Below are 16,776 nucleotides of genomic sequence, written 5' to 3'. Positions count from 1 at the left end.
TAGTCGATTTGATTTAGCTAACCAAAAGCTGGTCCAATCATCGTCAAAATCCTACCTGTTATCGTGAAAATTCGCACCCTTTTCGCCTTGGAAGATTACTTCTATAGGCGACTTGAAATATACACAAAATCAGCCGTCTAATCCAAGAATTGAGCGGAATTATTTCAGGAAAAATTTGCGGGGAATTTCTTTCGAAAACCAGAGGAAATTTGCCGCCCTATTTCCCTTATCTTTCGTTCATGAAAATTGTTTTGGCCACCCAAAATCCCAAGAAGCGAAAAGAGCTTTTGGAACTTCTTCCGGAACACTTCGAAATCCTCAATCCAAGCGATGTGAATTGGACCCTTCCCATAGAAGAAACCGGCACCACTTTACAGCAAAATGCATTGATCAAAGCAAAAACACTGGCCGAATTCACCAATTTACCTGCCCTAGCCGATGATAGCGGTCTCTTGGTAGATGCCCTTAATGGTGCACCGGGTGTGTATTCTGCTCGTTATGCCGGCGAAAATGCCACAGATCAGGACAACATAGTTAAGCTGCTTAGAGCGCTGGAAAACACAGAAAATCGGGCCGCCCGTTTTGAAACCGTACTGGCTTGGGTCCATGGCGCAGAGATCAAATACTTCAAGGGGGAGGTAAAAGGAAAGATCATCGACCAGCCCAAAGGAACGAATGGATTTGGCTATGACCCTGTATTCGTCCCCGAAAATAAGGAGCAGACTTTTGGAGAATTGAGCTCCGAAGTTAAAAAATCCCTTTCGCACCGCAGTAAAGCCCTACAGCAGTTCCTCGAGTTTATTGAAACTATGGAAGAATAGAGGGCTGCCTTGAATAAATTCGACTTACCTTTGCGGCCAACAGCTTCGGGCTACCTTTTCATATAAATGACTGCATTTCAGCAATTGGGGCTCGACCTGCCCCTTCTCCAGGCTATAGAAGACCTCGGATTCACCACCCCCTCAGAAGTTCAAGAAAAAGCCATTCCACTCCTGCTGGAGAAGGAGACCGATTTGGTCGCCTTAGCCCAGACAGGTACCGGAAAAACAGCTGCCTTCGGATTTCCGATGATTCAGCGTATAGATCCGAATAGCCGCACGACCCAGGGTCTTATTCTATCTCCTACCCGTGAGCTCTGCTTGCAGATAACACAGGAGCTCAAACACTACTCCAAGTACGTCAAAGGACTGCATACCGTAGCCATTTACGGTGGAGCCAGTATTCAGGAACAAGCCAAGAGTGTAAAGCGAGGGGCTCAAATTCTGGTGGCAACTCCTGGACGCATGAAAGACATGATCGGTCGTGGAATGGTGAATATCAACCACATCGAATACTGTGTCCTTGACGAGGCAGACGAAATGCTCAACATGGGGTTCTATGAGGACATCAAGGATATTTTGTCTCATACCCCTCAGGACAAGCTAACGTGGTTATTTTCTGCAACCATGCCTAAGGAGGTGGCCCAGATTGCCAAAAAATTCATGCGCAAACCGGCGGAAATTACCGTGGGTGCGAAGAATGCCGGGGCCATAACGGTACAACACGAATACTACAAAATAGGTGCTCGCGACCGCTACCCTGCGCTAAAACGCTTAGCCGATGCCAATCCCGGGATCTTCTCTGTTATTTTTTGTCGCACCAAGCGAGACACCCAAAAAGTGGCAGAAAAACTAATTGAAGATGGTTACAATGCCGGGGCCCTTCACGGAGACCTGAGTCAGAACCAACGAGATTTAGTGATGACGGCTTTCCGCAAAAAACAAATACAGATGTTGGTGGCTACCGATGTGGCGGCCCGCGGTATTGATGTGGACGATATCACCCACGTCATCCACTACCAATTACCCGACGAGATCGAAACCTATACACACCGCAGTGGGCGGACCGGACGTGCCGGTAAATCAGGGATCTCCATGGTGCTCATTACCCGAAGCGAGCAAAAGAAAATAAGCCAGATCGAGCGTATTATCGGGCAGTCATTCCAGATGCGGAATATCCCCAATGGCATGGAAATCTGCGAAATTCAATTGTACCACCTAGCGAACAACATCAAGAACACCGAGATTCAAGCCGAATCCGAGCCATTTCTACCCGCGATTTTCGACGTACTCGAAGGTCTCGATCGAGAGGATTTGATTCGTAAACTGGTCTCTGTAGAGTTCAGTCGCTTTTTTAACTATTACAAAAAAGCCGGTCAGTGGAACGAAAGTTTATCTGATAACAGCGAATTCCAGGACCAATCCGAAGGCCGAGGAAAAGTGCGTTACTTCATCAATGTGGGCGAAAGAGATGGCTTTGATTGGATGAGTCTTAAGGACTTTATACGCAAGCAGACCCAACTCGAAAAAGACGACGTATTTCGTGTTGAACCGAAAGATAGCTTTGCCTTTTTCAACACCGAAGAACAATTTAAAGACATTGTACTCGAAGCCTTCGAGAACTGTACCCACAAAGGACGCAAGGTCAATGTCGAAGTTTCTAGTTCAGGTCCGAGAAACCGACGGGGTGGCTCAGGAGGCAAGAAAAAAGTACACCGCAAGGGCAAGGGAGCTTTCGCCATTCCAAAGGAGGCAAACCTAAAAACACGAAATCCAAAGGAAAGAAGAAAAATAAACCGAAGGGTTTTTATTAGTTAACTTGCTCTTAAAATGAGGCTTGATAGGCCTTATTTCTGATTCTAGGGTTGTATTTTGCTTAGGACTATGAAAAAACATCTTACTGGTATATCTGCTCTTCTACTTCTGTCGTTCAGTGTACCAACTTGGGCTCAGGTGACATCAGAGCAGGGCGCTGCAGATCGTTTCGAAGCAAAAGTATTGGATTCTGAAACCGACCTCCCACTCGAAAATGTCCACATCATCAACTTGAATCAAGTCGTTGGTACAGTAACCGATGCGGAAGGAAATTTTCAAATGCGAGCAGCAGTTAACGATACGCTTTACCTGACTTATTTGGGGTATAAGTCCCAGAAGGTGCGAGTAACCAACGATATGCTGCGTTTTGAAGGAACCGAGATTTCTCTTACTGAATTGGCCTTAGCGCTGGAAGAAGTCATTGTACGTCCCTACCAACTCACCGGTTATTTGGAAGTCGATGTCAAGTACCTGCCCGTAAATACGGCCTACCAATACAGTATATCTGGACTTAATGCCAGTTACGAAGCTGGAACGAAGAACCCCAGCGCGGTAACTAAAGTACTTGGGGCCATCCTTAATCCAGCTGATCTATTGAGGAACCTCTTCGGTAAAAAGCCCGCTCAAATGAGGAAACTTCGCAAGATCAAGGAAGATGACAAAATCCGTGATCTACTCGCTTCCAAGTTTGATCGAGCTACCCTAACGGAGTTACTGCAATTGGATCGAATGGATATCGATGATATTCTGATCAACTGCAACTATTCGCAGTCGTTCATAAAGACGGCTAACGATTTGCAGATTTTGGATGCCATGAGTACGTGCTACGAGGAATACAAAGTCCTTAATCGCAACTAATACATCCCTTATCTTTCTGATTGTTCCTGTTTTTTCTTCGACTTGCATTGCGTAGATTTAACCAAAATCTTCGGTAATGAGAAAATGGTTTTTCGCCTTCTGCTTTTCTTTCTTTTTGCTGGCTTGCCAGAACAACAATTCCACAAATGATGAAACCCCAGAGGTAACCCTGGAAGTACAAGACCAAAACCGACCCGATATCCCCTTTGACTGGAAAGCGGCCAACGTCTATTTTTTACTGACGGATCGTTTTAGTGAAGGAGCAAGCGCAACCCCAGAAACCGAGCAAATCAATCGCCCTGATTCGACTGCTGTTCTCCGCGGCTTTGAAGGGGGTAACATTGCTGGAATTTTAGAGAAAATCAATTCCGGTTACTTTACAGATCTCGGTGTGAATGCAATCTGGTTCACCCCTATTGTTGAACAAATCCACGGCTCTACCGATGAAGGGACAGGGAACACCTACGGATACCACGGCTACTGGACCAAGGACTGGACCAAAATCGACCCTCAGTTCGGTAATCCTGAAGAACTGCGAAAATTGGTGGATGCGGCTCATAAAAAAGGAATACGCGTTCTTTTGGATGTGGTCTTAAATCACACAGGGCCTGTTACAGAGGAAGATCCGGTCTGGCCTTCTGACTGGGTTCGAACAGATCCCAGATGCGATTTCACAAACTACGACGGAACTACGGCTTGTACCCTGGTAGCCAACTTACCGGATATCCTGACCGAGTCTGATGAAGCTGTCGAGTTGCCGGATGCCCTTTTAGCCAAATGGAAAAAGGAAGGGCGCCTTTCTAAAGAATTGGATGAGCTACAAGTCTTTTTTGACCGTACAGGCTATCCCAGAGCCCCGCGTTATTATGTGATTAAATGGTTGACGGACTACATTCACGAATTTGGTGTAGATGGATACCGCGTTGATACAGTTAAACACGTCAATGAGGAAGCCTGGACCGATTTGAGAAAAGAAGCGGATTACGCCTTTGAAACCTGGAAAAAGAAACATCCTTACAAGGTTTTGGACAACACGCCCTTTTTTATGGTTGGCGAAGTCTACGGCTACGGTATTTCTGGAGGTCGCGACTTTGATTTTGGGGATAAAAAGGTCGACTACTTCAATTATGGCTTTAATAGCCTGATCAATTTTGAACTGAAGTACGATGCAGCGAAAGACTACGAAACAGTCTTCTCAAAATACAGTAAACTCCTCAACACCAAGTTTAAAGGGGCCAGTGTAATGAATTACTTGAGTTCTCATGATGACGGAGCTCCCTTTGATCCGGAGCGCAAACAAGGTATGCGTTCGGCCAATATGCTTCTTCTGACACCGGGAGTTTCGCAGATCTATTACGGGGACGAAAGCCTGCGGCCGCTTCAAATTGAAGGTGCTGCAGGAGATGCTCATTTGCGTTCAAGTATGAACTGGGAAGCCTTGGCGAGAGATTCTACAGCGCAAGCCGTTCATTCGCACTACCAAAAGCTTGGGCAGTTTAGAAGAAACCACCCCGCTGTTGGTGCCGGAAAACACAAGATGATTTCAGAAAAGCCTTATGTGTTTTCAAGAACCTACAGAACGGAAGACGTCCGAGACAAAGTCGTGGTTGGTTTAGATTTACCTGCCGGCAAAAAAACGCTATCAGTTCAAGGCTTTTTCGGTGATGGCACGGCTCTGTTTGACGTGTACTCCGAGACAGAAGTCATGGTTCAAAAGGGTAGTGTTGAGATCGATAGCCCCTACTCCACGGTTCTGTTGGAATTGGTAGAAGAGCCCGTCGGGGAGGAATAGATCAGTTTTCGAGATGGTTCTTTAATCCTTGTAAGCCTTCTTCAAAGTCGGGTCCCACCATCTTATCCATGCTCATAAAGAGCATCATAATACTCAAGGGGAAGGCATTTTGTCCGGTAAAGCCCCAGGTGACCTTGGTTTTTTGATCTTCGGTTTCGTGTAGTTGGAAATAACAATCCGATTCCGACTTCCAGGGTTTTAAAAAGCGTAATTTGGATTCGATGCGTTCATTCTTTTGCAGCGCGGTTATTTCTTGTTCACCGGAACCCACCTCTTTGTTTCCTTCCCAAGCCGTCATGGAACCTACAGTTCCGTCCTCTCCATGGAATTCCTTTTTCATATTCGGATCCTTCTTGGACCAGGGGGACCAGTTGTCCTGATTTTTCAAGGATTTTAAGTGGTGATAAACCTCCGCTTTAGAGCGATCCACGACGATGGATCTCGAGACGTCATATCCTTTGGGAGCGAGAATCACGAGGATCAAAAACAACATGATCAATCCCGTGACGATATAAATTAATATACTCATTATCATCTATTAATTGGTTATTCTAAAATACGAAAGATTATTTTCCGCGGTAGCGTTCGATAATCGCCTCCACATCCTTGATGGATTTGCAGGTCCATTCCCAACGCAATTTGGCTTTTTCCTCATCCTTTAGTTTCCAAGGCAAATCGCTGCTTCTCATTTGAGAACTGAGCTCATAGAGGACCAGGGCCGCAGCCACCGAGATATTGAAACTCTCGGTAAATCCCTGCATAGGAATTTCGAGGTAGTGATCTGCTGTTTCCAGGAGTTCCTCACTGAGGCCTTCTTTTTCAGTGCCAAAAAGCACAGCGGTTGGACCTTCTACCCTATAGTCCTGAAGAAAATATAAAGGTTTTTGTCCTTGAAATTTCAAGGGCACCTCAGGAGAAGTCGCTACCAAAGTGAAGCCTTCTTGCTTAAGGTGCTGTGCACATTCACTCGCGGTTGAAAAACGCTCTACCTCTACCCATTTTTCGGCTCCCATGGCAATATTTTTGTCGAGTTCACTGCCAAACCTATCCTCAATAGCATAGAACCTCTGAATACCGAAAGCGTCACAAGACCGAAGTACTGCACTGGTGTTGTGCATTTGAAAGACGTCCTCCGCTACCACCGTCAAAAAGTAACTGCGCTTGTTCATCACCTCCTCAAATCGCAAACGGCGTTGTTCGGTTAAAAACCCGTCTTGCAAGTAGAGAAGTAAGTCTTGATCAATCATGCCCCAATTTACTATTTCTCCTTCGTGTTTTGACGTATCTTTCTCTTATGGAAAACAAAGAACGCTATGTAATCCTCAGTGGTGCTGGGATGAGCGCTGACAGTGGTTTAAAAACCTTTCGGGACGCCGGTGGACTATGGGAAGGCCATAATGTTATGGAAGTAGCCACTCCGGAGGCCTTCGCGCGAGATCCGCTCACCGTTCACCGCTTCTACAACCAGAGGCGTTTGCAGCTCAAAGAAGCTCAGCCCAATGCAGGGCACGAGGCTTTGGCGCGATTAGAAAAGCAGAAGTTTGTTCAAATCGTTACCCAAAACGTAGACAATCTTCACGAAAGAGGAGGAAGCCTGCAGGTCCTTCATTTACATGGAGAATTGATGAAAGTTCGAAGTACCAAAAACCCGGATCTGGTTTTGGATTGGGAAGGAGAACTCGGCCCAGAAGACAAAGGCCCGGATGGAGCATCTCTACGCCCACATATCGTTTGGTTCGGGGAAGATGTTTCAGAGATGAATCGTGCCGCTACCTGGGTACAGCAAGCCGATCACATACTGATCGTGGGGACCTCCATGCAGGTTTATCCGGCCGCCAGTCTCGTTCATTTTGCTCCGCCAGAAGCCAGCATTACCTTTATTGACCCCAATCCGCAGGTACCGGTAGAACTAATGCACCGCATAGACGTTCGCAGTACGTCGGCAGCCCAGGGAGTACCCCTCTGGGTAGAGGAACAATTAAATAAATAGATAGAGTTTAACGTCGGGGAAGTTCCGCTATTTGGTATGGTTCGCGCGCTTTCTCCGCCCATTCGAGCAGAAGGTTAATCTGTTGTTCGGTCAGACGCGCTTCGCGGTGTGTCCAGGTGTATTCAGACAAAGGCATTTCTCCTTCTCTCACCTCCTCGATTAATTCCTCGAGTTTGTGGTCTTTCTTCTTGTTGGAATAGGTTTCCCAGGCCGAAAAATCCAGGTGCTCTTTACCTTCCTGAATATGTTGTTCCAACCAATACGAGATGGGGGCGACATTATTGTACCAAGGGTATTCGGTATTGGCACTATGACAATCGTAACAACTGGTTTTTAAAATCGCTTTAACCTCTTCAGAAGGTTGGGTTTCTGCCTCAAAAGCAGCGACATAATCTCCTTCTGCCGTGTTCTTTTGCGGTCTGTAAAGTTGCATAGCGGCTAGGATGACCAGCGCCAGAATAACCAGTTTTTTTGCTAATTTCATGAAATGACTAGTGTTCTCAATTGCCCGAGGATTACGAAGATAAAATTTTGTGCGGAAAAACACTCTTGAAAAAACATTAATTTCTGGCCTAATCACAGTAGAGACGCGACTTGAGCTCATTCAAGACTTTCTCAGCCATCCCGAAGTGCTTCCTTCCCTTCTCGAGATGTGCTAACACGATAATCCCAAAGCCGCTTTTCAGGCCGCCTGGATATTCGATGGGGCCCTCCGTTTAAATACCGAACTATTGCTCCCGCTCTGGGACCGGTTTGTCACTCAGTTAGGACAGATCAAAAACCCTTCCGTGCTGCGGTCTTTCGCGAAAATTTGTGAACTGGTGTGTATTCGCCGCTGGAAGGAGCAGCACCCTTTATGGAAAAAAGCCATCAAGGAAGAACACCTGGAATTATTGGCCCAGAATCTTTTTGACTGGCTTATCGGCCCGCAAAAGGTAGCCGTGAAGGTTTTTGCGATGACCGGTCTCTACTACCTGGGGGAAGACGTTCCCTGGGTCAATACCGAATTGGCTGCCGTCATTGAAAACCAACTCCCCCGTTCTTCCGCAGGCTTTCAAAATCGTGGAAAAAAGACCATCACCGCTCTGCGCAAAAGGAAAGCTTAGTAGCAGAAGATTTTTATCTTTGCGCCTTCAAAATGGGTGATCCATGTCTTTGACTTCATTAAATGCCTTATCCCCAATCGATGGGAGATACCGAAGAGTAACCGCCGATTTGGCTCCTTTTTTTTCCGAAGAGGCCTTGATCAAGTACCGCTTACAGGTCGAAATCGAGTATTTTATTGCCTTATGCGAATTGCCCTTGCCTCAACTCCAAGGTTTTCCGGCAGACCAATTTGAAGCCCTACGCGATGTCTACCGAAAGTTCAGTGCGGAGGACGCAGAGAAGATCAAGAGGATTGAAAAAACCACCAACCACGATGTCAAGGCGGTAGAATACTTCATCAAAGAGGAATTCTCCCGTTTGGAACTCACCGAATATTCCGAATTCGTTCATTTTGGATTGACCTCTCAGGACATCAATAACACCGCTATTCCACTTTCGATTAAAGAAGCTTTGGGCGCCGTTTATGTTCCAGTCTATTTGGAGCTTAAGAGTGAGTTGCAAGCTTTGGCTACGGAATGGGAAGGGGTTCCTATGCTCGCCCGTACCCATGGGCAGCCCGCCTCCCCTACTCGTTTAGGGAAAGAGTTTGCAGTTTTTGTGGAGCGACTCAATCAGCAATTTGATTTGCTGAACGACATTCCTTGTGCCGCCAAGTTCGGAGGGGCCACAGGGAACTTCAACGCCCATCACCTGGCTTACCCGGAAATCAAGTGGGAAGAATTTGCGCGCTCCTTTGTACAGGAGAAGCTCGGTTTGCACTATTCCTTTCCGACCACGCAAATAGAGCACTACGACCATATGGCAGCGCTCTTTGATGCCCTTAAACGCATCAACACCATCCTCATCGATTTGGATCGCGATATCTGGACCTATATTTCCATGGACTACTTCAAACAGAAGATACGCGAAGGGGAAGTCGGTTCGTCAGCTATGCCCCATAAGGTGAATCCCATTGATTTTGAAAACTCGGAAGGCAACCTGGGAATGGCCAATGCCGTCTTCACATACCTGGCAGCAAAGTTGCCGATAAGTCGTTTACAACGAGATTTAACCGACAGCACAGTCTTGCGCAATGCAGGGGTTCCCTTTGCGCATACCATAATCGGATTTCAATCTACCCGAAAAGGACTAGGTAAGTTGGTACTCAATGCAGAAGCCATTGAAAGAGACCTTGAAGCCAATTGGGCAGTAGTGGCCGAAGCGATCCAGACGGTCTTGAGAAGAGAACAGTACCCCCAGCCCTATGAAGCCTTAAAGGCCCTAACCCGAACCAATTCAAGAATCGATAAAGATTCGATTCACCGTTTTATCGAAGGATTGGACGTTTCGGAGGCCATCAAGGAGGAGCTCAAAAAAATAACCCCGGCTAACTATACCGGGGTCTAATTGTTTCGTTTACAAAACGACTTTAGGCTTGCTTGTGAATTTCGACTTGATGCGGGTAAGGAATTTCGATACCAGCCTTGTCCAAAGCGAGTTTACACCCTTCGTAGGTAGCAAAATAGACATCCCAATAGTCTTCCGGTTTGCAAAAAGGACGTACGGCAAAATTGACGCTGCTATCGGCCAATTCAACCACATTGACAGAAGGAGCTGGATCTGCAAGTACCTGGGTATTTGAAGTTAGAACCTCCATCAAAACCTCTTTGGTCTTTTTGATGTCTTCGCCATACCCTACTCCAATGACGGTATCGACCCGGATCTTTCCTTCGGCCGTGTAATTGACAATGTTTCCGTTGGCCATGGGCCCATTGGGAACAATCGCCAGTTTATTTTCAGGAGTGACGAGTTGGGTAGTGAAAATCTGAATTTCTTTAACGACTCCCAAAACCCCTTGTGCCTCAATAAGGTCTCCCATCTTGTAGGGTCTAAATATCATGATGAGCACTCCCCCGGCAAAGTTCGACAAGGATCCTTGTAAGGCCAGACCAACGGCCAGACCAGCAGCCGCAATGACTGCAGCGAAGGTGGTCACATCGACTCCAAGGCGCGAGATCACCACCAGGATGAGCATGATCTTTAGGGCCCAGGAGGCTAGATTGGCCAGAAAGGATTGAAGGGTTTGGTCGTAGTTACTTTTTAACATGACGACCTTTAGGGTGCGGATAATTTTCCCGATTACCCAAGAACCGATGATAAAGATGAGTAAGGCCCCAAGTACTTTAGGTCCGTAGTCTGTTATAAACTCAATCCCCTGATTAATCCATTTTTCTGTATTCTCCATAAGTGTTATTGATTTATGTGTTTGATACAAAAGTAACAGGAAGGTCACATAGCAAAAAAGCCCCGAAGGATAAGACACCTTCGGGGCTTTTAAAACTAATTTGTTGTGCGGGTTACCCCTTCAAAAACTCTCCGATCTCTCCAAGACCTTCCCCGTCGAAATCTGATTTTTGAATGGCTTGCATCAATTGCATAATGTGGGCAGGGTTCATATCATTACCCAGCACACGAATCAAAGCAAAGCCTTTTTCTTTGCTGTCACCATAAATGATCACCTCATCGATGGCATCTTCTTCGCCTAAGTACTTAATAACCCCTTTACCGTAAGAAGAATTGATTTTCATCAACTCAACAAAATCATCCCCTTTGAGGATTTCTTTGACTTTGGTCTTTTCGGCTTTGTATTCCAAGACATTGTCTTCCTGAACACGGAAGGCCAAAACGTTGAACTTTTTAAGGGAAGAAACCGCCGCTTTTTGTTCTTCACTCAAATCAGCATCGTTCAATTTAAGAACGCTCGCCGGGATATCGACTGAGATAAAATTGGGGTTTTCAGAATTGTCTACATAGTACTCCTGTAGACTTTGTTGGGAGGCACAGGAGCCCAAGAGCATGGCTACAAAGGCAAGTGCATAGGTTGATAGCTGTTTCATTCGTTTGTTGTTTTATTCGTTTTTTGATGATGTCCATTGAAAGAGCGGAGATACACCTGTCCGCCTAGTCAGGTATATCCGCCGCTGTTTCTTGGGTAGTATTATCTGTTCTTACCAGCTTCTTTCAGCTCGTCCGGCAGATTCATTTTCTCGGTGATCATGCTGATCTGATTGAGATCGATATCTCCAGTCAGAGAAAGAATCACGGTTTCGAACTTGCGCCCCTCGGCTTCTACATTCTTTAGCTCGGTAACAAACATCAGGAGTTCGCTGACATGATCGCTGTCCTTACCCTCACGGATGTAAAACTTCACGTTCGCATCCTTGTCTTTGATTCGCATCAACTCGCTCAAACGAGAAGACTTGAGGTACTTGTCTACAGAGGCGTTCATCTCTTTTCCTGTACTGGCATTGTCGGTGGTGAACACACGCAATCCGGTCAGGTTCTTCATGATGTCCATAAACTCTTTGGCCTCTGGATCATCAACATTCGCTCCTACCTTGCTCATCAGTCGGAACATGCCCTTACTGATAATCACGGAAGTCACATCGTCACGTTCTTCGTATTTATCGAACATGGACTGCCCAAAGCCGCTGGCCGGCAGTACTGCAACTAATAAAATTAAAATATACTTCTTCATCCTTTTTGTTTTAATTGTCGTTATAAACTTTTTGTTTGGCTTCTTCGAACTCATTCAGATAAGACATTTTGTCCATCCCACGGTTCATGTTCTGAGCAATCAGATCAAAGGCTTTCAGCGCTTCGGCTTGCGCCAATTGCGCTTCGGCGATCTCTGCTTCTGAAGGACCTATCCAAATAGATCCCCCCATATAGGCACTCAAACTGATCGCAACCACCGCAGCAACAGATACCCATCTGTACAGGAACGTCGTCTTACGTTTTGCGGGTACTGGCGACGCATAGCTCTCACGTTGAGCGGCTATGAAATAAGCGAAGAGCGGGCGATATTCTTCCAGGTGCTCGGCTACATTTTCTCCTGAGAAATAGGCTCGCAACTCCTTCTCTTCGGCCACAGAAGTCTGGGCCTCTAAGTATTTTTCTAGTAATGATTCAATTCTAACCAACTCCATAGCTGTGTTTTTTGGTCAATTCTTCTCGTACTGTTTTTCTAGCTCTAGACAGGGCAACGCGCACTGCCGTTGGCTTCATTTCCATGATCTCTGCAATCTCATCGTAATCGTACTGCTCGATATCACGTAGTTGCAAGACCATCTTTTGTTGTTCTGGCAACTCTTCCATAATTCGCTCCACCCAGGAGACGCTGTCTTTGGCCTCTAAATTGGCTTGCAAAGAGCGGTTTCCGTCCGCGTAGTTGCTGTGAACCAATTTGAGGTTGGAAGCTTGTTTTGACTTCAGACGATCCAGACAAAAGTTCTTGATCATCGTCATCGCAAAGGCCTCCACACTTTTGTACTTTTCTAAGTTGTCGTTCTTCGACCACAACTTGAGCAGTACCTCTTGTGTCGCATCTTCTGCCTCTTCTCGGGATACCAATAACCTTTTGGCCATCCGGTATAGTTTGTCCTGAAAGGGCAAAACTGCGTTAACGAATTCTGTTTGTTTCATGGTTGGTAACCGCTTTCCGGCTGAACTTTCGTTCCCCCGGCTCCTTTTGCAAGGATACGTTGTTTTGATTGATGTTCACAAAGATGACGAGCAGCCCTTCTCTTTGTTACATCCGTATCAAAAAAAATTATCTTTTTGGCGCGAAACAAATGTAATTTACTGTAGAAATGCACTTTACAATATTCTGTTTTTAATAGAAAAGATTCTGAAGTATATTAGAGGTTCCGTAAACTAGAATAGTTTTTGTTCCCCTTTTTAAAAATTGAAATGAAAAAGAGCTTTTATTCCCTTTTTGCTGCCTTGTTGTTTCTAACGGCCTGCAGCAATGACTCCGAAATTGTTGTGCCTGAAGATGTGACGGTCCAGGACTTTATGTGGAGATCAATGAATTTTTGGTATTTCTGGCAAGGCGAAGTACCGGTCCTAGCCGACAGTCAATTGGACAATGCGGATTCCTATACCAGTCTGCTGCAATCACGGGCAACCCCGGAAGACTTCTTTGAGAGCATTCAGTTCTCCGAAGACCGCTTCAGTTTTCTTCGTTCCGACTATACCACTTTAGTAAACAATTTGAACGGGGTGTCCAGAAGCAATGGATTGGAATTTGGATTGGTTCAGTTTGCTAACAGCCAAGAACTCTTTGGTTATGTGCGCTATATCATCCCTAACTCAGATGCGTCAACAAAGGACATCACCAGAGGAGAACTCTTTACCGGGGTTAATGGACAAACCCTTACGCTGAGTAACTACATCAGCTTGCTCTTCGGTTCAGACGCGACCTACACCCTGAATATGGCGGATATCGATGGCACTACCATCACGCCAAACGGTAAGGAAGTTACCTTGACTAAAGAGGAAGGACTCCTTGAAAATCCAATCTTTATTGCTCAAACCTTGGAGGTATCGGGTCAGAAAATAGGCTATTTAATGTACAACGGGTTCCGCCGGGACTTCAACGAACAACTCAATTCGGCCTTTGGCCAGTTCGCCGCAGATGGTGTTACTGACCTTGTCCTTGACTTGCGGTATAACGGTGGAGGATCTGTGAATACTTCCCGTCTGATGGCCAGCATGATTTATGGGACAAACACCAACGATCTTTACCTGCGTCAACGTTGGAATGACAAAATTCAGGGTCTGTTTAACAGTGCGCAGTTGGAAGACTATTTCGCACGATTTGTTGACGAAGAAGAAACCATTGCCATCAACACCCTGAACCTCAACCGTGTTTTTGTCATCGGAACCAACAGTACGGCCTCTGCCAGTGAACTCATCATGAATGGACTGGATCCGTATATCGACGTCATCTTGATTGGCGAAACGACTAGAGGAAAGAATGAATTCTCCATTACCCTGGTAGACGATCCTGGCAACTCCTACATCTACGACAGCGATAGAGAAAGCAACATCAATCCCGACAACTCTTACGGGCTACAGCCTTTGGTGGGTCGAAATGAAAATGCCGTAGGCTTTTCGGACTATACCGCTGGTTTCACCCCAGACATTGCCCTGTCGGAAGACATCAGCAACTTGGGAGTTCTGGGCCAAAGCGATGAACCACTTCTGGCAAGAGCCCTACAAGAAATCACAGGACTTTCGACCAAACGAAGCTTTGAGGTGCTCTTACCGGCTAAGGTCATGGGAGAATCCGGGCAGAATACCCCACTCTTTCAAAAGAGCGTTTTGGACAAGAGAATCAGGGTTCCCCAATTGGAACTTCAACCCTAAAAAAAGCCCCCCTAGAGGGGCTTTTCTTTTTTTAAGGAAGTAGGTTCCAAACCAATCCGAGCCTTAGGTTTCGGCCCCTGGTGGTAAAGTCTACCAATTCCACGTAATCTGTATTCGCGATATTTTCGAGCTGTACAAAGGCCTTAAATCGCGGATTGAACTGATAACTGTAGTAGGCGTTAATCAGTGTATAAGCGTCCAACTCCACATTTTCAAAAGCCCCAAAATCCACATCCGTTCTTGTCCCGGTATATCGAAAGTCTATACTCGCATTGGACTTCGGGTTAATGGCCCATTGCAGTTGGGCATTGAACTTGTGCTTGGGTACGCGCAAAACCAAGCCCCCATCCTGTTCGACAAAGGTGTAGTTCGCCAATAGGTCCAAAGATGCACCTAGAGGAAATTCTCCTTCCAACTCCAATCCCCGAAAGGCCGTTTCCAAGCCTGAATTGCGGTACTGGCTTTCAAAAGGTTCCAAACTAATGGTCTCGAAGTTGATGCGGTTTTCTTCTTGTCGGTTGAAAAAGAGAGCACTCAAGCGCGTACCGTTTTTGGTCGAATGCTCCAGTCCTACTTCAATGGTTCTATTGGTTTCGGCCTCCAGTTCCGGATTCGGTCCAAAGGGACCAAAGAGCTGTGAGAGATTCGGAGCGATATAGGAAGTAGCGATGCTCCCAAAGAATTTTAGGTAACCCTCCCCTAGCCCCATTCGGTAGGATGGATTGATGTGGTAGATAAAATTAGAGCCGTATTCACTGTGAATATTCAGACGCGTTCCCGCGTGAATATTCAGCCCCTGATCCCCGATATAGACCAAGCTGAAGTACGGATCTGTATTGGAGGTGTCGAAGCTTTCTTCCCCAAAAATCGTATTGAATCGGATGATATTCAGACCGGTCAGGGTATAGAATTGAGGAGTCCATTCGTGTTTGTTGAACAGGTCAATGGTCAAGGTCTGTGAATCAAATTCCGAAGGAAAATCACTTCTGAATTCGCGATCAATACTGGCATGGGAGACCCGCGCTTCCAGCTTCCTTGCCTTTGAACTCCATAGGTGTGTTTGGCCTCGATAGCATTTCGCCACTGCTGCCCGCTGAACTCAAAGAAGGCATCTTGAATAGGAAAACCATTATCAAATTCCCCCCGCACATAGTCCTTGAAGCTACTCAATGCAAACGACCAGCGATCACTTGGATTAAAAGCGATATGGGCTCGCAACTTGTTTCGGTTTAAAAGATCCGCTTCCTCTCCGATGGCCGAGGATAGTCCATCGGTATACTGATTTGAATAAGCCAGGGTCGCATTCCATTGCTCGGCCTTGTACCCCAATTGAATCGAATTGGAGAAGTCCGCGGGACTAAAGTCCTCCTGATCTTGATCTTGGTTGGTAGCCATGGTACTCTGACCACTTAGGCTAAAGCCAGCCTTTTCTGCCTTTTTGGTGGTGATACTGATCACTGCTGTGGCTGCCGCATTTCCGTAGAGCGTACTGGCCGCCCCCTTCATCACTTCAATGGACTCAATTTGACTCAGGTCCAGAAAACGGAAATCAAATTCTGCATTGGGATTTGAAGGGTCAGACACTTGTACTCCGTCAATAAGCACCAGTACCTGACGGTTGTTTCCTCCTCGCACAAAAACAGTACGGTTGCTCAAGGCATTGGATCGTGCACCATTCACCTCAATACCACTGTAAAGGTTGAGCACATCGGCCACGCTCTTGCCTTGTTCTCTGGCCAGTTGCTCCGGTCCTATCCTGATAACGGTTTTCCCGGATTGTTCTCTCTTTAATTCGAAGCGGGTGTCGGTCACCACCACTTCGTCGAGATTGACAGTTTTCACACTGTCGGTCTCTTGTTGCTGGGCGCTCATGCTCCAGCTGGTCAAGGCCAAAGCGGCCAAGACGAAATTGGAATTTTTCATTTTAAATTTTCCGTTTAAACGGGGTAGAAATACGCTGGGTAAAACTTTTATCCCGAAAGTTTAACTTCATTGCGTTTTCCTGGCAGGTCTCCTGGCTCGCGTCCTGCTCACAACCTTCCCATTTTTTTAAAACAGTGGTGTGCAGATGTGGCAGTCACTCTTTGCAGAGCTAAGCTTACAGTTGCGGGAACAGCTCCCGGATTTCACGGGATTCCCTTTTAAGAAGATGCGAACTTGTACAATGGGTTCGATCTCCACCAACAAAACGGCCGCAAGATAAG

Annotated in this window: 18 protein-coding genes and 1 riboswitch; of the genes, 8 read left to right on the top strand and 10 right to left on the bottom strand. The window is 46.3% G+C overall.

What is annotated here, in order from left to right; genetic code table 11:
• Positions 1-239 precede the first annotated feature (239 nt).
• From rdgB to BST99_RS02900, 4 genes are all read left to right on the top strand, one after another.
• On the top strand, positions 240-821 hold the full coding sequence (gene rdgB / locus BST99_RS02915; protein WP_105000463.1) for an RdgB/HAM1 family non-canonical purine NTP pyrophosphatase: 582 nt from the start codon (positions 240-242) through the stop codon (positions 819-821).
• Positions 822-887: 66 nt separating this feature from the next.
• On the top strand, positions 888-2,636 hold the full coding sequence (locus BST99_RS02910; protein WP_105000462.1) for a DEAD/DEAH box helicase: 1,749 nt from the start codon (positions 888-890) through the stop codon (positions 2,634-2,636).
• 66 nt (positions 2,637-2,702) lie between these two features.
• Positions 2,703-3,491 carry a carboxypeptidase-like regulatory domain-containing protein gene (locus BST99_RS02905; protein ID WP_105000461.1) on the top strand — a complete coding sequence of 263 codons (789 nt, stop codon included), beginning with the start codon at positions 2,703-2,705 and terminating at the stop codon, positions 3,489-3,491.
• A 76-nt stretch (positions 3,492-3,567) separates the two neighbouring features.
• Positions 3,568-5,283: an alpha-amylase family glycosyl hydrolase gene (locus BST99_RS02900; RefSeq protein WP_105000460.1), complete on the top strand. Its 1,716-nt coding sequence runs from the start codon at positions 3,568-3,570 to the stop codon at positions 5,281-5,283.
• 1 nt (position 5,284) lies between these two features.
• On the opposite strand, the gene BST99_RS02895 is transcribed toward BST99_RS02900, so the two are convergent.
• Both BST99_RS02895 and BST99_RS02890 read right to left on the bottom strand, forming a co-directional pair.
• Positions 5,285-5,812: an SRPBCC family protein gene (locus BST99_RS02895; protein ID WP_105000459.1), complete on the bottom strand. Its 528-nt coding sequence runs from the start codon at positions 5,810-5,812 to the stop codon at positions 5,285-5,287.
• A gap of 37 nt (positions 5,813-5,849) precedes the next feature.
• On the bottom strand, positions 5,850-6,530 hold the full coding sequence (locus BST99_RS02890; protein WP_245916165.1) for a TrmH family RNA methyltransferase: 681 nt from the start codon (positions 6,528-6,530) through the stop codon (positions 5,850-5,852).
• A gap of 47 nt (positions 6,531-6,577) precedes the next feature.
• Between BST99_RS02890 and BST99_RS02885 the strand changes: the two genes are divergently transcribed.
• Positions 6,578-7,273: an SIR2 family NAD-dependent protein deacylase gene (locus BST99_RS02885; protein WP_105000458.1), complete on the top strand. Its 696-nt coding sequence runs from the start codon at positions 6,578-6,580 to the stop codon at positions 7,271-7,273.
• A gap of 7 nt (positions 7,274-7,280) precedes the next feature.
• Here BST99_RS02885 and BST99_RS02880 read toward each other — a convergent pair whose 3' ends face one another.
• Complete coding sequence (locus BST99_RS02880) at positions 7,281-7,757, bottom strand: heme-binding domain-containing protein (RefSeq protein WP_105000457.1); 477 nt, start codon at positions 7,755-7,757, stop codon at positions 7,281-7,283.
• Positions 7,758-8,004: 247 nt separating this feature from the next.
• Between BST99_RS02880 and BST99_RS02875 the strand changes: the two genes are divergently transcribed.
• Together BST99_RS02875 and purB are read left to right on the top strand one after the other, a co-directional pair.
• Complete coding sequence (locus BST99_RS02875) at positions 8,005-8,379, top strand: hypothetical protein (RefSeq protein ID WP_105000456.1); 375 nt, start codon at positions 8,005-8,007, stop codon at positions 8,377-8,379.
• Positions 8,380-8,422: 43 nt separating this feature from the next.
• Positions 8,423-9,766: an adenylosuccinate lyase gene (gene purB / locus BST99_RS02870; RefSeq protein WP_105000455.1), complete on the top strand. Its 1,344-nt coding sequence runs from the start codon at positions 8,423-8,425 to the stop codon at positions 9,764-9,766.
• Positions 9,767-9,788: 22 nt separating this feature from the next.
• On the opposite strand, the gene BST99_RS02865 is transcribed toward purB, so the two are convergent.
• From BST99_RS02865 to BST99_RS02845, 5 genes are all read right to left on the bottom strand, one after another.
• Positions 9,789-10,604 carry a mechanosensitive ion channel family protein gene (locus BST99_RS02865; RefSeq protein ID WP_105000454.1) on the bottom strand — a complete coding sequence of 272 codons (816 nt, stop codon included), beginning with the start codon at positions 10,602-10,604 and terminating at the stop codon, positions 9,789-9,791.
• Positions 10,605-10,716: 112 nt separating this feature from the next.
• The gene (locus tag BST99_RS02860; RefSeq protein WP_105000453.1) at positions 10,717-11,256 is read right to left on the bottom strand and encodes a DUF4252 domain-containing protein; all 540 of its coding nucleotides are present in this window, start codon (positions 11,254-11,256) and stop codon (positions 10,717-10,719) included.
• A 101-nt stretch (positions 11,257-11,357) separates the two neighbouring features.
• Positions 11,358-11,897: a DUF4252 domain-containing protein gene (locus tag BST99_RS02855; RefSeq protein ID WP_105000452.1), complete on the bottom strand. Its 540-nt coding sequence runs from the start codon at positions 11,895-11,897 to the stop codon at positions 11,358-11,360.
• A 10-nt stretch (positions 11,898-11,907) separates the two neighbouring features.
• Positions 11,908-12,348, bottom strand: a complete 441-nt coding sequence (locus BST99_RS02850; protein ID WP_105000451.1) for a hypothetical protein — start codon at positions 12,346-12,348, stop codon at positions 11,908-11,910.
• Positions 12,335-12,844 (bottom strand): RNA polymerase sigma factor, encoded by a 510-nt coding sequence (locus tag BST99_RS02845; protein ID WP_105000450.1) that lies wholly within the window; start codon positions 12,842-12,844, stop codon positions 12,335-12,337. Before BST99_RS02845 ends, BST99_RS02850 begins: the two co-directional genes overlap by 14 nt.
• 267 nt (positions 12,845-13,111) lie before the next feature.
• On the opposite strand from BST99_RS02845, the gene BST99_RS02835 reads away from it, so the two are divergent.
• Positions 13,112-14,572: a S41 family peptidase gene (locus BST99_RS02835; protein WP_105000448.1), complete on the top strand. Its 1,461-nt coding sequence runs from the start codon at positions 13,112-13,114 to the stop codon at positions 14,570-14,572.
• A gap of 31 nt (positions 14,573-14,603) precedes the next feature.
• Here the strand turns inward: BST99_RS02835 and BST99_RS02830 are convergent, their stop codons facing one another.
• Entirely contained in the window at positions 14,604-15,524 is a 921-nt protein-coding gene (locus BST99_RS02830) for a TonB-dependent receptor domain-containing protein (RefSeq protein ID WP_181044134.1), read from the bottom strand.
• Positions 15,521-16,495, bottom strand: a complete 975-nt coding sequence (locus tag BST99_RS02825; protein WP_105000447.1) for a TonB-dependent receptor — start codon at positions 16,493-16,495, stop codon at positions 15,521-15,523. Before BST99_RS02825 ends, BST99_RS02830 begins: the two co-directional genes overlap by 4 nt.
• A 64-nt stretch (positions 16,496-16,559) precedes the next feature.
• Positions 16,560-16,772: riboswitch (cobalamin riboswitch) on the bottom strand.
• Between the last annotated feature and the right edge of the window lie 4 nt (positions 16,773-16,776).

It is taken from the genome of Aureicoccus marinus (assembly GCF_002954325.1).
Lineage (GTDB): Bacteria > Bacteroidota > Bacteroidia > Flavobacteriales > Flavobacteriaceae > Aureicoccus > Aureicoccus marinus.
Note: the sequence above shows the minus strand (reverse complement) of the source record. Positions and strands in the feature narration are given on the sequence as shown.

Excerpts from the sequence above, each read along its gene's own strand:
- rdgB (WP_105000463.1), top strand. The coding sequence starts at position 240 with ATGAAAATTGTTTTGGCCACCCAAAATCCCAAGAAGCGAAAAGAGCTT.
- BST99_RS02910 (WP_105000462.1), top strand. The coding sequence starts at position 888 with ATGACTGCATTTCAGCAATTGGGGCTCGACCTGCCCCTTCTCCAGGCT.
- BST99_RS02905 (WP_105000461.1), top strand. The coding sequence starts at position 2,703 with ATGAAAAAACATCTTACTGGTATATCTGCTCTTCTACTTCTGTCGTTC.
- BST99_RS02900 (WP_105000460.1), top strand. The coding sequence starts at position 3,568 with ATGAGAAAATGGTTTTTCGCCTTCTGCTTTTCTTTCTTTTTGCTGGCT.
- BST99_RS02895 (WP_105000459.1), bottom strand. The coding sequence starts at position 5,812 with ATGAGTATATTAATTTATATCGTCACGGGATTGATCATGTTGTTTTTG.
- BST99_RS02890 (WP_245916165.1), bottom strand. The coding sequence starts at position 6,530 with ATGATTGATCAAGACTTACTTCTCTACTTGCAAGACGGGTTTTTAACC.
- BST99_RS02885 (WP_105000458.1), top strand. The coding sequence starts at position 6,578 with ATGGAAAACAAAGAACGCTATGTAATCCTCAGTGGTGCTGGGATGAGC.
- BST99_RS02880 (WP_105000457.1), bottom strand. The coding sequence starts at position 7,757 with ATGAAATTAGCAAAAAAACTGGTTATTCTGGCGCTGGTCATCCTAGCC.
- purB (WP_105000455.1), top strand. The coding sequence starts at position 8,423 with ATGTCTTTGACTTCATTAAATGCCTTATCCCCAATCGATGGGAGATAC.
- BST99_RS02865 (WP_105000454.1), bottom strand. The coding sequence starts at position 10,604 with ATGGAGAATACAGAAAAATGGATTAATCAGGGGATTGAGTTTATAACA.
- BST99_RS02860 (WP_105000453.1), bottom strand. The coding sequence starts at position 11,256 with ATGAAACAGCTATCAACCTATGCACTTGCCTTTGTAGCCATGCTCTTG.
- BST99_RS02855 (WP_105000452.1), bottom strand. The coding sequence starts at position 11,897 with ATGAAGAAGTATATTTTAATTTTATTAGTTGCAGTACTGCCGGCCAGC.
- BST99_RS02850 (WP_105000451.1), bottom strand. The coding sequence starts at position 12,348 with ATGGAGTTGGTTAGAATTGAATCATTACTAGAAAAATACTTAGAGGCC.
- BST99_RS02845 (WP_105000450.1), bottom strand. The coding sequence starts at position 12,844 with ATGAAACAAACAGAATTCGTTAACGCAGTTTTGCCCTTTCAGGACAAA.
- BST99_RS02835 (WP_105000448.1), top strand. The coding sequence starts at position 13,112 with ATGAAAAAGAGCTTTTATTCCCTTTTTGCTGCCTTGTTGTTTCTAACG.
- BST99_RS02825 (WP_105000447.1), bottom strand. The coding sequence starts at position 16,495 with ATGAAAAATTCCAATTTCGTCTTGGCCGCTTTGGCCTTGACCAGCTGG.